This is a genomic window from Maritalea myrionectae DSM 19524 (assembly GCF_000423365.1).
Lineage (GTDB): Bacteria > Pseudomonadota > Alphaproteobacteria > Rhizobiales > Devosiaceae > Maritalea > Maritalea myrionectae.
Window position 1 is genome coordinate 1,025,277 of the sequence record NZ_AUHV01000002.1, and the last position, 13,772, is coordinate 1,039,048.

A 13,772-nucleotide genomic window follows, 5' to 3' on the forward strand; every position below is an offset into this window, starting at 1 on the left:
TTACAAAATCGATTGCCCGGTCGACTTCCAGTCGGCCACGAAGGCGTCCAAGCCTTTATCGGTTAAAGGATGGTTGGCGAGTTTTGCCAGCGTCGAGGCGGGGATGGTGGCCACATCTGCGCCCGCAAGCGCGGCTTCACTCACATGATTTGGCGTGCGAATTGAAGCGGCCAAAATCTCTGTGTCAAAGCCATAATTATCATAGACCGTGCGAATGTCGCGGATCAGCTCCATGCCATCCAAATTTATATCATCCAAACGGCCAATAAAGGGACTGATATAAGTCGCACCAGCTTTAGCGGCCAACAGCGCCTGATTGGTTGAAAAACAAAGAGTGAGATTGGTGTCCACCCCCATATCGGTCAATTGCCGACAGGTTTTCAATCCATCTAAAGTGGTCGGCAATTTGATGACAACGTTGGGTGCAATGTCCTTGAGCACCATGGCTTCTTTCAACATGGTGGCATGATCCAGTGCAGCCACTTCTGCGGAGACCGGACTTTCGATCAGTCCGCAAATTTCCTTGATCACATCGAGAAAATCGCGGCCCGATTTGGCGACGAGGCTTGGATTGGTCGTGACCCCATCAAGGAAGCCGCTATCGGCCCACTTTTTGATTTCACCCACATCAGCTGTATCGATAAAAAACTTCATTGTGTACTGCTCTTCCCCCAGCGCGCTTAGACGAACCGGTTGACATAGTTTTCGAGAATTTCCTGACGACCAGAACGTGGTTCAGGATTGATGTTTTGGCTTTCCACTTGGGCGGCAATTTCATCCAATGAACCATTCAGCAAGCTGTTGCCCAAGGCTGTGTCCCAACCGGCATAACGCTCTTTCAGCGCGGCATCCAAGCCACCATCTTCCAACATCGCCGCCGCAGCTTTCAGGCCGCGGGCGCAAATATCCATGCCACCAATATGTGCTGCCACCAGATCTTGCGGGTCAAGCGATTGACGACGCAAGCGCGCGTCGAAATTGGTACCACCTGACGTCAGGCCACCATTTTTCAATATATAATAATAGGCCAAAGCCACTTCAGGCACGTTGTTGGGGAACTGGTCCGTGTCCCAACCGGATTGATAATCATTGCGGTTCATGTCAATCGACCCGAAAACACCCAACGCAATTGCGGTGGCGATCTCATGCTCAAAGGAGTGGCCAGCCAAGATGGCGTGACCCTGCTCCAGATTGAGCTTCACCTCATTTTCAAGGCCGTATTTTTGCAAAAAGCCATAGCATGTGGCGACATCATAATCATATTGGTGTTTGGTGGGCTCCTGTGGTTTAGGCTCCACCAAAATTTGCCCCTTAAAACCAATTTTGTGTTTATATTCCACCACCATATTGAGGAAGCGGCCCATATGGTCCTGCTCCTGCTTCAAATCCGTATTTAGCAGGGTTTCATAGCCTTCGCGACCGCCCCAAAGCACATAATTTTCTCCACCCAACCTGTGTGTAGCGTCCATGCAAGTTTTCACGGTCGCCGCAGAAAAGGCAAACACTTCCGGATCTGGGTTGGTGGCCGCCCCGGCCATAAAGCGCCGATTGGAAAATAGGTTCGCCGTGCCCCACAAAAGCTTAGTACCCTGCTGCTGCATCTTTTCGGCGAAATAGTCTGTAATTTCTTCGAGATTACGGGAGTTTTCAGCAAAGTTTTCACCTTCTGGCCGCACATCCACATCATGGAAACAGAAATAGGGTGCACCAAGTATGTCGAACATTTCAAAAGCCACATCCGCTTTAAGCTTCGCCAGCTCCATGGTGTCACCAAACCAGGGGCGTTCAAAGGTTTGCCCGCCGAACGGGTCCCCACCCGGCCAAGCAAACGAATGCCAATAGGCCACAGAAAATCGCAAATGATCTTCCATGCGCTTGCCCATCAAAACTTCGTCTGGATTGTAGTGCCGGAACGCCATTGGGTCAGTGCTACCTTCACCCTCATATTTGACCTTGCTGATGCCCTTAAAGAAATTGCTGCTCATTGTACCGCTCTAACTGCTGGATATATTTTGATAAATTTTTCATAGGCCGAATTGTAAGCGGCCGATAATTGAGGATCGGGCAAAACCGTTTCGGCAATGTCCGGCGGTGCCATTACCATTTCTGGCTCTCGTCCCGTTACACCACAAATCGCCAGACGCGCAGCCCCAAGCGCAGCGCCGAATTCGCCTTTTTCAGGCACGTTGATCGGCAGATTGAATGCAGTAGCGAGCATCTGCAGCCAATAGCCAGATTGCGCGCCCCCCCCAATCGCCAAAAGATCATCAATAGTTGCACCTGTAGCGCGCAATGCTTCAAGGCATTGGCGCAACGCAAAGGTGATCCCCTGCAACACTGCATGCGTCATGTCTGCCCGGTCGTGTGCGATATCCAGGCCCACAAAGCTGCCACGAATGTGGCTGTCATTAATGGGCGTGCGCTCGCCAGATAGATAAGGCAGGAACTGAATGGTCGAAGGTGGTTTTAATTGCGCACCCAGCTCGCGCGTCAGCTTGGATGGGGGCATGCCAGCAATTTTCGACAGCCAGTTCAAACTGTCCGTTGCCGCAAGAGTGACGCCCATTTGATACCACCGATCTGGTACAGCATGGCAAAAGGTGTGCACCGCAGTTTCAGGCTGAGGCGCAAACGCATTGCGGCCCACCAGTATTACGCCGGATGTGCCCAGCGAAACAAAGCCCTGCCCTTCTTGCAAAACGCCTGCGCCGCACGCGGCCGCCGCATTGTCGGCGCCACCGCCGACAACCATTACCTCCTGACCGATGCCCCAATCTGCGCACAAATCATCACGCAGTGACCCGGCGGGGGCCGAGCCTTCCACCAGCTCGGGAAGTTGATTTTCGCTGATCTGACCAACTTTTAGCAAAGCATTGGACCAACGGCGCGTGCTCTGATCGAGCCAACTTGTGCCCGCAGCGTCGGAAATTTCAGCCCTCAATTCACCTGTCAGGTAGAGCCGTAAGAAGTCTTTTGGCAGCAATATATGCGCGGTTTTTTCAAAAATATCAGGTTCGTTGGCTTTAACCCAAACCAATTTAGGCGCCGTGAACCCGGGAAAGACGATATTGCCGGAAAGTGTGCGTACATTCTCATGGGCATCCAGTTGTGCCGCTTCTGCATGACTGCGGGTATCGTTCCATAGAATACAAGGACGCAGGGGTTTTAACGCCTTGTCGAGTAGCACTGCCCCATGCATATGGCCGGAAATGCCGATGCCTTTAAGCTGTGCCAAAGCATCTGGCGCGGTGTCGCGCAAATCATTGAGCACCTTTTTGCAGGCTGCTATCCACAATTGTGGGTCCTGTTCACTCCACCCCGCATGTGGGTGTGCGGTTGAATAGGCGTGATCTGCCGAGGCAACGCTCTGGCCCTGATCGTTGGTCAACAAAGCGCGGAGACCAGAAGTGCCTAAATCTAATCCTAAATACATATTCTCACTCCCTTGCCCAACCTAAATTATATTTAATTTGAAAGTCAAATTAAAAAATAGGATGTAGCTGGCGCAAAGGCGGCCGCATCCTTTGGTCTGGGTCAATAATACGCATTAGAATCTGGAAAAGTGCTCACTTTTGAAGTGTTTGAGCGCAAACTGAAGGAATATTGTGGCGCCAAAGGTGCGAGGCAGCTGCATTTCAGAAGGCAGAGGACGCCTGCTGTATCCCGTCAGCGTTCATTAGACAGATTGATGCGATTAGAAGCGCGTCAAGCATCTTCTGAGAGGTAGGGCACAGGATTTCAATGCGGCAAGCCTTAATTCCAGCCCCTTCCCGCAACTTTCGCTGACTTCCGCAAAAGATGCGCTGGATCAAAACATAAGATTCGCAATTACCAATGACGGGCAGTTTTTTTGGGAGAGACAAAATGAGGGAAGCCAAAACAGAAATTCTATTTATAGCAATAAAAATGGCGGAGAGAGAGTCTGCATTTTACAGTGTAAATATCAATCAAAATCAATCAAAACTTATCCGACTTATCTCTTTATATTCAATACTTTATTGATTTCATCTATCAAAATCTGTCAAAATAGAAATCAGTAAATCAAACCCACGCTGGTGGGCTAGATGGTGGGCTAAAATGATATTGACAGATACCAAACTAAAGAAGATTTCACCGAAATCTAAGCCGGTCGCGGACGTTCAGGTTCAGGGGCTGTACTTTTTCCCTTCTTCAACAAAGATTGGGAATGGGAAGTGGCTTTTTCGATATACCTCACCGCTTACTCGCAAACGTCGCGAAATGGGACTTGGGAGGTTTCCTGAAAAAAGCCTAAAGGAAGCTAGGCGAGAAGCGTTCGAACACCGCATTGCTGTGGAAGACGGACTAGACCCGTTGCGTGAAAAGGAAATTGCCGAAGCTGATGCACGTTCTGAACACGAGATTCCCGATTTTGCTAGTGTTGCTCGTAAGGTTTACCGAGAAATATCGCCCTCTTTTAGAAACCCGAAGCATTCTGCTCAGTGGATAAACACCATAGAAAAGTTTGTTATTCCTCAGATTGGCTCGATCAAAGTCAATGAGCTTCGACCGGTGGATTTTGCGAATTGTTTGAGGCCCCTTTGGCTCTCCAAGCCAGAGACCGCTACTCGCGTTAAACAGCGTTGCGACAGGATCATGAAATGGTGCGCTGCCCATGGCTATATTCTAGCAAGCCCTGTCAGCGTTGTAGATGACCTTTTACCTCGTCAGCCAAGCAAGAGAGAACGTGTTGTTCATCATCCAGCGCTCCCTTGGCGTGAGATCCCAGGCTTTGTTGTAAAATTCCTGACTGAAGGGCACCTTAGCTCTACGCAAATCCTTCTCAAACTACTGCTGCTAACCGCAACACGCTCAGGTGAAATTCGAGGTATGAACTGGGCAGAAGTCGATCTCGACAATGCGATTTGGACAATTCCAGCAGATCGGATGAAAGCCAGCGCTGCACATCGTATTCCACTAGCTAAACAAGTAGTCCAATTTCTCCAAGAACTTCACAATCAAAGAATTTGTGAAACAAACCTTGTTGTTCCTTCGTCTCGAAATACCCCACTTAGCGATATGGCATTCACAAAGTTTTTGCGAGAGCAGAATATAACGAGCGACGTGATTGACAGACATGCCACCGCACACGGTTTCCGCTCCTCTTTTCGCGATTGGGCATCAGAGAATGGCTTCCAGCGCGATCTTGCTGAACGTGCCCTCGCCCACACAATAAAAAGCAGCACCGAGGCAGCATATCACCGTACTGATTTACTCGAACAGCGCAGAGAAATGATGCAACAGTGGGCGGACTTTTGTTTGAGAAATTAATTGTATCACTACTTGTGCTTCAACAAGCCTATAACCCGTTTTCGAGCAAGACTCGATATGATGTGACAATCAGGTGAAGACGTTATTGCTACCATTACGCACCAGAAGTTCGATAGGGTGGAAAAATCCCAATAGCAGACATTAGACACACTTGACTTTAAATCTTCAAAGCAGACTTTCGTCGACAGAGTTGCCTGAAATTTGATTTGGACTGCAAAGGGCACAATCAAGTCTTTAAGATTGTGCCTATCTAACGATCTACTCCATTTTAGCACTCAAAATGAGATCCTCGTTGACCTCTATGCCTAGCCCGGGCCCTTCTGGCATCGGCACAAAGCCATTTTCGTGCCAAATGGGTTTGTCCACCAAATCCTTTTGTGCAGGTCCGTATACGGGCTGCAGCTCTAACAGTTTGCAGGCAGGAGACGCCCAACTCAAAGCCTGACTGGCGGCGCCGACAATAGCCGTCGAGAAATTATGTGCATTTGCTTGGCGATTTGACATGGCACAGAATTCGGCCGCCATTTGAAATCCCGTGATCCCTTCAATGCGACCGGGGTCAATGCCAACCACATCCACGGTGCCCGTATCAACAATTCGTTTTACACCTTTCGCATTCCACTCACGTTCGCCATAGGCAATACGAATTCCGGATGCAGCACGGAGCGCCTTATATCCTTCGGGATCATCATGCCCCAGCGGCTCCTCCAGCCATGCAACGCCTAACTCCTCAAAGGCTTTCGCTCGTGATATGGCCGTCGCAATATCCCACTTATTCTTCACGCCCAAATCGACCATCAAAGATTTTCCGGGACCCATTGCCTCCGTCACTTGCCTAACGAATTCTAAATCCCGGTCCTTCTCAAAGCCAAGATTTGCCTCGCCGCGCTTGCCAAAGCCAACCTTAGCGCCATGCAATCCAGTGGCTGTGTGCGCTGAGATTTCTTCGGCCATCTCTTCAATGTGCACCTTTGTACCGTGCAAACTTGCGATAGCCGGCATTCTTTCGTGTGCCGGCCCGCCAAGCATTTCCAAAACACTAAGACCAGTCACCTTGCCCTTCAAATCCCAAAGCGCAATATCAATGCCTGAAATGGCGATAGAGGCAATCCCAGCTGCGGTGCCATACCACCAACTATGTTCTTTTAGGGCCAGCCAAATTGATTTGGTGTGCAGCACATTCTGCCCAACCACCAACTCCGCTAGGCCTTCAACCAGCTTTGCCGTGGCAAGGGTCGCTTCAGGGAAATATGCACAGCCTTCACCCCAGCCAACATGACCATCTTCACTCGTAATTTTAACCAAACAAACGGCTCGAAACCGATTATGGTCCGTAGGCTCTTGATAGGAGACTGGAAACGCCTCTACACTTCTGATACGCATCTTTTGTTCCTTTCGTACAACGCCAGCATCTCTTAGCGCTGCGTTGTTCTCCTCAATCCGCGCTTCGCTGGCGAATTGAAAACTATTCAGCTAAATAATCTAGAAGCACCTTGCCCGGCACCAATGTGAACTCGGCTGTCCAGAAAAAACCATCGCACATTTCTTGCACTGGCAAACGATGAACAGGTGCTTGTGCATTGGGCAAAAGATGAGTTGTACTGGCCCCGCGCCAACATTCGCTAACTTTTACGTCAGCTAAGCTGCGCGAGGTCAGCTGGCGGATCGCTGGCGAGCCATCAATATGGTCGACTGCTTTCAGATTTATATTTGTTGCAAAGGGAAAAATATCAGATAATTCAGATATCTCAGCTGGTCGCTGTTTATAGGGCATCGTGCCCGTTACCACATCAATCCCGTTGCGTTCCAGTTTACCGACGATCAAGTCCTGCCGAAATTCGATTGTTGGGTTGCCAAATTTTTTCGGCTGCCCATGCACTTCGCGACCATGTGCAACCCCAATATCGGACGACAAAAATAGATAGGGTGAATAGCTGCCGACAGCCTCGCCGGGCAATTCCACGCCCACCATCACATTCACTTCATTGTAAGGCCCAAGCCAGGAGGTGTCATTCATCTGATAAAAATGAATCATCACCTCTGGCCCAGTGCACACCAATGGTTCTGGAAGAAGCGCGCCAATGGCGTCAATATCCGTCTTGTAGACCAAAGTGAAAATATTGATATTTCTGAAGGTAAAAGGAAAATTAGGCACCATCGGAGCATCCAATGGTGTAGAAAACCCACCTTTTACAATATCCTCGCGCTTTTTCTTCCAGCTCATGTTTAGACCTTCTCGGATTGCCCTGAATTAAAGGATCGATACATCGCATCAAGCACTTCAATGGCTCGCATTCCAATTGTACCGTTGGCCTCGATTGTTTTCGCTGTGCCTTGGCATACTTCGCCGAGGCGGGTAATCGGCTCAACTGCAGCATATTGGCCTTCGTCGAGCTCTAAATCCAAAACCAAGTCTTCCTTGTCGAAACGCCGCAACTCCATCCGCGTGCGCTCCATGTCGATCAACAACATGCCCTCGCTGCCATAAACCCTAACATCCATTTGATAGGAACAATGTTTTGGCACGAGTGCGCTACCCGAAATACTGGCCTTCGCGCCGTTCTCAAAGGTCAATACCGCTGCGTCTGTGAGATCCACGTTGGCATCAGAATTTGTTTTGATTGCATATACCTCTTTAGGCGCCAGATCGACCAAACGGAACATGAGACCCAGCGCATGACTAAGCTGTCCCCAGCCGTAGCCACCTGCATTGTCAGGGTCAGCCCATGTTGATTTGTTTGGTTGAAACATGTGGTCTGCTGCCTCACTTAGCCCATGCCCGCCAAAAAGATCATAGGTAAATGTCGCCATATTGCAGGTTACATGCCGCACTTCACCAACCTTACCCCGCGCAATGAGTTCGGAAGCCTGAGTTGCAAACTCCTTATAGTTCCACCCATATGGAATAAGGATTTCAAGCCCTTTTTCCGCCGCTAACTCGACGAGAGCCCGCGCATCGTCGGCGTTTGTTGTCATAGGTTTATCGATGAGCACGTGGCAACCCGCCTCAAGCGCAGCCTTCGCATGTTCAAAGTGCACTGTGTGCGGTGACGTTATCACCACACCGTCCAGCTCTTCTTTTTCCAGCATTTCACGATAGTCTGTGTAGCCGCTCACGCCATCAAACTTCTCAACAATCTGGTTTAAGGCATCTTTATTGCGTCGATTGACGGCGACAAGTTCAATTTCCTCACTTGCCAACATTGCAGGCACGTAAACTTCCACGCCCCACCAGCCAGCGCCAATTAATGCTAATCTCGCTTTACTCATCATTTCCTCCCAATATTGTTCAACTAGACCATCAACTGGCCGCCATTTACGTGAAGTGTTGTTCCGGTGATGTATTGCGCCCACGCGCTCAGTAAAAATGCAGTAGGCGCCGCTAGCTCATCAGGATCCGCGAACCGTCCGATAGGGATCATCTTTCTAAAGTTCTCCAAATCGTCCTCACTCATGCCGCCGCGTAGCATTTTCGTATCAGCAGCGCCCGGGGCAACAGCATTAACAGTGATGCCGCTTGGCGCAGCAATACGGGCAAGCGATTTCACTAGCGCCGTAACCGCAGACTTGTTCATTGCATAAGGAATTGAACCATTGAATCCGCCTGTAAAAGCGCCTTGGCTTGTGTAGAGAATGATGCGGCCTTCACCTTGTTTCTCCATGATTTCGAGCGCTTTACGCGCCAGAAAGAACACACCAGATTGGTTCACTGCCGTTTGCAGTTCAATCTCATCTTTCTGCGTTTGTTCAAGTGGGCGGCGCATCAAAACACCGGAACAATTTACAACGCCGTATAAAGGCGTATCCAAAGCGGTCGCCCGCTCAAGCAACGCCTCAATTTGTTGCTTATCGCTCATATCCACCGTCTCAAATTTTGTGTCTTTTGAGCATTGGCTTAGTGTTTCATCGCAATTTTGGATGTCGGCGATAGTTAGCTTTACCCCCATATGTGACAACCAACGCGCGGTTGCCTGCCCTATGCCTTGGGCAGCACCAATCACAACAATGCTTTTGCCTTCAAGATTCATATTCAAATTCGGCTTCGTCTCTACCATTTTGCACGTTCCTCCAAGCCTACAAGTTCTCTCAAATATGGATCGCGAATTGACAAATCTGGCTCCAAATCATGGCTTTCGCCTTGATCCACAATCCACGCCAAACATTTTGCCGGAAGTTCCGCAGGTAGTTTGATGCTTGAATCAAGACGGGCAATCGCATTGTCAAACTGCGCCTGTGCCCCGTTCAGCATATCTGTATTTACAACGCCTGGAATGAAGTTATGTATACGTACGCCCAAATCGCGCACTTCTGCTGAAAGGCAACGGGTGAACATATCGACCGCGGCTTTTGACGTACAATAGGCGCTCCACCCCTCAACGGGATTCGACGCAGCGCCAGAGGAAAGGTTAACGATCACGCCAGACTTGGCTTCGACCATATCGCCAAGAACTGCTTGGCTCATATTCATAACACCGCCAACATTAATCTGTTGCAGACGAAGCCAGGCGTCGCTATCAATAGTTGCAAATGATCCCACTGGGTCGATAACACCTGCATTGTTCACGAGCGCGCCTATGGGGCCAAATTCTTCCTGAACCGTAGCCACCAATTGGTCAACGGATGTGCGATCGCTCACATCGCATGGCACAGCCAATACATTTGGGCTATCCAACATCAACGCCGCCGCCTCAAGCGCTTTTACGCCACGCGCAACGATCGCTACTTTCCACCCTGCTTCCAGCAACAAACGTGCTGTTTCATAACCAATTCCTTTTGATGCGCCTGTCACAATGGCCACTTTGTTGATCTTCATAATTTTCCTAACTATAGCGTAATTGTTGAAAAGCCTGAGAGCTTGCCACACCACTCAATTGCCTCGTTTAAGTGCCCTCTGCTCAACGCGCCGTGATGGGGAACACCGGTGTTTACCCAGTCTTCAAATATTGCATTGCAGGAACCGTTTGCCGCCCGAAAGAAGCCGTGTCCTACTTTTAATTTGGTGGGTTTGGCCGCAAGTGTATCGCCCTCAATCGTACAAAGCGAAAAAGGTTTCTCGGCCTCCATATTTGGCGACAACCCCACCATTGTCGCAGCATCGGCAGCAATAATCTGTTCGATAACGATGCCAGGTACCTCGCGGCCGGAATGAGCTGAAGCATCATGCAAAACTACCCCCTCAACACCAGACCATGCGAAATCGGCTTCACCTGTGTTCGCCACTAGAAAAGCGTCCAATTCAAGATCAATTGCATCGAGTTCACAATATAAAGCCGCGCCGCCCAACTGGTGTCCAATCCACATGGCCACGCCTGTTAAAAGGTCACCTGTTGCTGCAAATGCATGCCCAGATTTCAGTGCCAACGCTGTTGCAAGACAGCTGATTGAACCACTGCTCAACCCAACACCAAGCGGGCCACGGCAATTTATAGCGCCGCAATCCAAATCATACGCTTGAACCACCTGATCAAGAGTGAGAACTTGCCGCACAGCATTTTTCAATTGTGATGAAATTTGGAAAGTCGATCCGCTAGGCAGGATATTTGGCAAGTCATGTTCAATAAACTCCTCAATATCGCGCTCAGAAATAGCGGCGTGCTTTTCCGCCCAATCCTGATGAGGAATTTCGACTAACTCAAATCCTGTTTGATTGGCCTCTAAGGTACTCATACCCACATGGGCATATCCTGGCATGGGTTCACCAAGCTTCCCTATTCTCAAGCCTTTCAACCCATATGCAGTCGCCCCAGCGCGAACGGCCATGCCCAAACGCCAGTGAAAACTAGGTTGATCCAGATGCCCACTAACCAAAATAGCTTTTTGCCCATTAGATTGTCGCGAGAGCATGGATTGTAGCATCGTTGCACCGACTCCAACTGAATGGGTACATAACGCTTTCATATCAAAGCTTTGATCAATTTCATGCACAGCGTGACCGCACGCAATAACAATGGGAACACCAGCTCTCGATACAATTTGCACAAGACATTCTGGCGGTGTGGCCATCGTCGGCACAAGTAAAATCACATCGTAATTGTGGTTTTCCAACTGGCTGCTGATCGCCTGATTGTCTGCATCTTCCGCCCAAAGACCCAAAAAAACGACATCACAAAATGTCCTTAGTTCCTCAACTGTCTTGTGCACATGGTTGCGCCGCGTTTCCCGGAAATCTGGGGCCATAATGCTTTCAAAATAGCTCATCATGCCGCCGATTACGGCAACGCGGATCATACGTGGGTCGGAAAAAAGGGGGCGCTTGTTCATGATTGTTCGCGCAGTGCTTTATGAGTCGAACCCAGCGGCACACCCTTAAGTGGCTTTTTCGCCCCTACGCGTTCATAGGCCCACTCGGGGATAGCCTCTAAATCTTTATAAACAGTCCACGCGCATCGACTTTGCTCGGTCAATGGACCAACAGGCGGCTTCGTAACACGCACAGGATACCCAAAATGCTCTATCGGCAGTTTTTCATGTAAGATGCAACAATGTGCGCAATAGCTGCAGATCCCTTTTTCGTTCCAAGTAAAATCATGTGCTTGCTCCAAAAGTGGCCATTCGAAGGGTTTTTGATGCAAAGCAGGCAGCCCGTCACGTACCTCGCCTTCCATGGATCGACCACCAGAACCGCAAGGTGCAAAGCTTATCGTGATCTTCTCATCATCTTCTTCAAAATCAATAGAACCATCGCGATGCGTACCACTAAAGTGACCGTGATGCCCCTCAAAACCGAGATAGGTGAGCAACCAACTTGCCTCACCCCACGCAATCTTAGACACGTCAAATCGCTGATAACGTTGGCGAAACCAATCGCCAATTACCCAACCCTCATACATCTCTAGCAATCCATTTTCGCCAAATCGTGAGATGACCAAGTTGAAAAGCCCTGAGAGTTGATCAACCTCGCAATCATGCAGGTCCCGCCATTTATCCTTGGCTGCAGCCAGTTTTGTAAGCTTTTCTTCGGTTGAGACATTGATATCGGATATGTAATTAAGATGACTTTCAATGTCAGACCAAATATCTGCGCGGTCCTTACCTATTGCCTGATGATAGGGGGCCAGCAATTCATCAATTACATCCATTTCATGTTCGAGATCAGCTTCCGACATACCTTTATCAAGCAAGCATTTGGCTGTATCTCGAAACCACTGGCTATAGATGTCGTAAACAACGCGCATCTCACCGGCCAAAAATGTTGCCAGCTCACCGGCCTCCTGATTGCGCTCATTTTCAAGCGCCCGTTCAATTAATTTTGGCGTTCCAATGGCGAGTTCCTCCCAACGGCCAGAGCGTATCTTCCGCTCTAGCAAATCGTTATCAATGATCGGCATAATCATTTAACTAGTCCATGCGCCACTGAAGCGGGAGTAGAAATGGAAAGCCAATATTTTCATCGACTTCCACCTTCATAATCGGGCCCATAAATTCACCCCATCTGCGATTTGCATCACTCTGTCCAAGCGCTGCAATTGCGTACTCCAAATCGTCAGTTTCGAAATAGCCGAACAGGGTCAAACCGTGACGAAAAATATTGTAGTTTTTGATGCCCGCGGCCGATATATCTGCGACAAGTTCTGGCCATATTTCATCATGACGCTTCTTGTATTCGTCTTCATATCCCGGGCGAACCTCGAGTATCCAAGCATAATGTCCCACTGCAGCCTCCTCTTTAGCCAGCATGCCATTCATTAAAGCAATTGCGCATCTTGACGGTCTCAGACAGCACGTCGTCGAATAAAGTGTTCATATAGGCTTGGTGCACATATTCGATCGCCAGCCAATTTTGGTAGCCGGCATCACGAAGGTCCCCGAACAACGCAGGGAAATTGATTGTGCCCTCTTCCAATTTGGTTTGTAGAAAACCCTGCTTTGCTTGACGCAGATGCACATGACCTATGTGCGGAATAAGCTGGCTTAACTCATCTTGCCTGTAGCCGATTGAAACAAAGTGTGCCGGATCAAAGGTAAGCTTTAAACCAGGGACTGCGTCGACGAGTTCTTCCACCATCTCAACACTCTCAAGTAGGCCATGAACATGCGGCTCAACCGTGAGCGCGATGTCCGTTTCAGCAGCGATATCAACAAGCGGTTTCAATGCGGCAACTGAGTTTTCAAAAGCTGTACGACGCGATTGGCCCGGATTTATCACGCCGGGAAGGATGAACACGGTTGAGATATCTGCGGCCTTTGCAAAGGATAAAACCGCCTTCAAGTCAGCCTCATTTTCATCACTACGACCGAGAGCAAGATTTCGATGCGCCAGGCCGTCGCCAAACAAATGATAATAGTTGGCGATCTTGGACTGAAGGCTCGCCTGCAATTTATTGCCGTAAACCTCTGAATTTCCTAATACCTCAGACTTATCGAGCGCCGAACCGTAGAATAATCCGACATCAATGGCTTCAATACCTAAGGTTTTTGCTATGCCGTCGACCTCTTTGAGAGTCAGCTCCGGAAATGACCAACATGTCACACTCAATTTCATA

13 protein-coding genes are annotated in these 13,772 nt (G+C 49.3%); 1 reads left to right on the forward strand and 12 read right to left on the reverse strand.

What is annotated here, in order from left to right; translation table 11 throughout:
- The 3 genes from fsa to xylB are packed head-to-tail and all read right to left on the reverse strand — an operon-like array spanning nt 1 to nt 3,433.
- Nucleotides 1–654 carry a fructose-6-phosphate aldolase gene (fsa, locus tag G549_RS0105265; protein ID WP_027834148.1) on the reverse strand — a complete coding sequence of 218 codons (654 nt, stop codon included), beginning with the start codon at nt 652–654 and terminating at the stop codon, nt 1–3.
- Between the two features lie 26 nt (nt 655–680).
- The gene (gene xylA, locus G549_RS0105270) at nt 681–1,985 is read right to left on the reverse strand and encodes a xylose isomerase (protein ID WP_027834149.1); all 1,305 of its coding nucleotides are present in this window, start codon (nt 1,983–1,985) and stop codon (nt 681–683) included.
- Complete coding sequence (xylB, locus tag G549_RS0105275; RefSeq protein WP_027834150.1) at nt 1,982–3,433, reverse strand: xylulokinase; 1,452 nt, start codon at nt 3,431–3,433, stop codon at nt 1,982–1,984. The genes xylA and xylB overlap by 4 nt, the downstream gene beginning before the upstream one ends.
- Nucleotides 3,434–4,077: 644 nt before the next feature.
- Here xylB and G549_RS0105285 point away from each other — a divergent pair.
- Entirely contained in the window at nt 4,078–5,289 is a 1,212-nt protein-coding gene (locus G549_RS0105285; protein ID WP_027834152.1) for a tyrosine-type recombinase/integrase, read from the forward strand.
- Between the two features lie 258 nt (nt 5,290–5,547).
- On the opposite strand, the gene G549_RS0105290 is transcribed toward G549_RS0105285, so the two are convergent.
- The 9 genes from G549_RS0105290 to G549_RS0105330 form a co-directional block, all read right to left on the reverse strand.
- Nucleotides 5,548–6,672, reverse strand: coding sequence for a mandelate racemase/muconate lactonizing enzyme family protein (locus G549_RS0105290; RefSeq protein ID WP_027834153.1), 1,125 nt, complete (start codon nt 6,670–6,672; stop codon nt 5,548–5,550).
- A gap of 82 nt (nt 6,673–6,754) precedes the next feature.
- Nucleotides 6,755–7,513, reverse strand: a complete 759-nt coding sequence (locus G549_RS0105295; protein WP_027834154.1) for an acetoacetate decarboxylase family protein — start codon at nt 7,511–7,513, stop codon at nt 6,755–6,757.
- Nucleotides 7,514–7,515: 2 nt separating this feature from the next.
- Nucleotides 7,516–8,559 (reverse strand): Gfo/Idh/MocA family protein, encoded by a 1,044-nt coding sequence (locus G549_RS0105300; protein WP_027834155.1) that lies wholly within the window; start codon nt 8,557–8,559, stop codon nt 7,516–7,518.
- A 23-nt stretch (nt 8,560–8,582) separates the two neighbouring features.
- A complete protein-coding gene (locus tag G549_RS21205) occupies nt 8,583–9,317 on the reverse strand; it encodes an SDR family NAD(P)-dependent oxidoreductase (protein ID WP_169449607.1) in 735 nt (244 codons plus the stop codon).
- 20 nt (nt 9,318–9,337) lie between these two features.
- Nucleotides 9,338–10,102 carry an SDR family oxidoreductase gene (locus G549_RS0105310; RefSeq protein WP_036221020.1) on the reverse strand — a complete coding sequence of 255 codons (765 nt, stop codon included), beginning with the start codon at nt 10,100–10,102 and terminating at the stop codon, nt 9,338–9,340.
- An 11-nt stretch (nt 10,103–10,113) separates the two neighbouring features.
- Nucleotides 10,114–11,550 (reverse strand): hypothetical protein, encoded by a 1,437-nt coding sequence (locus G549_RS0105315; protein WP_027834157.1) that lies wholly within the window; start codon nt 11,548–11,550, stop codon nt 10,114–10,116.
- Nucleotides 11,547–12,623 (reverse strand): hypothetical protein, encoded by a 1,077-nt coding sequence (locus G549_RS0105320; protein ID WP_027834158.1) that lies wholly within the window; start codon nt 12,621–12,623, stop codon nt 11,547–11,549. The genes G549_RS0105315 and G549_RS0105320 overlap by 4 nt, the downstream gene beginning before the upstream one ends.
- A gap of 4 nt (nt 12,624–12,627) precedes the next feature.
- On the reverse strand, nt 12,628–12,975 hold the full coding sequence (locus G549_RS0105325) for an L-rhamnose mutarotase (protein WP_246778336.1): 348 nt from the start codon (nt 12,973–12,975) through the stop codon (nt 12,628–12,630).
- Nucleotides 12,956–13,771: a sugar phosphate isomerase/epimerase family protein gene (locus G549_RS0105330; RefSeq protein WP_027834160.1), complete on the reverse strand. Its 816-nt coding sequence runs from the start codon at nt 13,769–13,771 to the stop codon at nt 12,956–12,958. The genes G549_RS0105325 and G549_RS0105330 overlap by 20 nt, the downstream gene beginning before the upstream one ends.
- Nucleotide 13,772 lies beyond the last annotated feature (1 nt).

What these genes read in the sequence shown, in the direction of transcription:
- G549_RS0105310 (WP_036221020.1), bottom strand. Translation starts at nt 10,102, where the DNA reads ATGAAGATCAACAAAGTGGCCATTGTGACAGGCGCATCAAAAGGAATT.
- G549_RS0105290 (WP_027834153.1), bottom strand. Translation starts at nt 6,672, where the DNA reads ATGCGTATCAGAAGTGTAGAGGCGTTTCCAGTCTCCTATCAAGAGCCT.
- G549_RS0105330 (WP_027834160.1), bottom strand. Translation starts at nt 13,771, where the DNA reads ATGAAATTGAGTGTGACATGTTGGTCATTTCCGGAGCTGACTCTCAAA.
- G549_RS21205 (WP_169449607.1), bottom strand. Translation starts at nt 9,317, where the DNA reads ATGAATCTTGAAGGCAAAAGCATTGTTGTGATTGGTGCTGCCCAAGGC.
- G549_RS0105320 (WP_027834158.1), bottom strand. Translation starts at nt 12,623, where the DNA reads ATGATTATGCCGATCATTGATAACGATTTGCTAGAGCGGAAGATACGC.
- fsa (WP_027834148.1), bottom strand. Translation starts at nt 654, where the DNA reads ATGAAGTTTTTTATCGATACAGCTGATGTGGGTGAAATCAAAAAGTGG.
- G549_RS0105295 (WP_027834154.1), bottom strand. Translation starts at nt 7,513, where the DNA reads ATGAGCTGGAAGAAAAAGCGCGAGGATATTGTAAAAGGTGGGTTTTCT.
- G549_RS0105325 (WP_246778336.1), bottom strand. Translation starts at nt 12,975, where the DNA reads ATGAATGGCATGCTGGCTAAAGAGGAGGCTGCAGTGGGACATTATGCT.
- xylB (WP_027834150.1), bottom strand. Translation starts at nt 3,433, where the DNA reads ATGTATTTAGGATTAGATTTAGGCACTTCTGGTCTCCGCGCTTTGTTG.
- G549_RS0105315 (WP_027834157.1), bottom strand. Translation starts at nt 11,550, where the DNA reads ATGAACAAGCGCCCCCTTTTTTCCGACCCACGTATGATCCGCGTTGCC.
- G549_RS0105285 (WP_027834152.1), top strand. Translation starts at nt 4,078, where the DNA reads ATGATATTGACAGATACCAAACTAAAGAAGATTTCACCGAAATCTAAG.
- G549_RS0105300 (WP_027834155.1), bottom strand. Translation starts at nt 8,559, where the DNA reads ATGAGTAAAGCGAGATTAGCATTAATTGGCGCTGGCTGGTGGGGCGTG.
- xylA (WP_027834149.1), bottom strand. Translation starts at nt 1,985, where the DNA reads ATGAGCAGCAATTTCTTTAAGGGCATCAGCAAGGTCAAATATGAGGGT.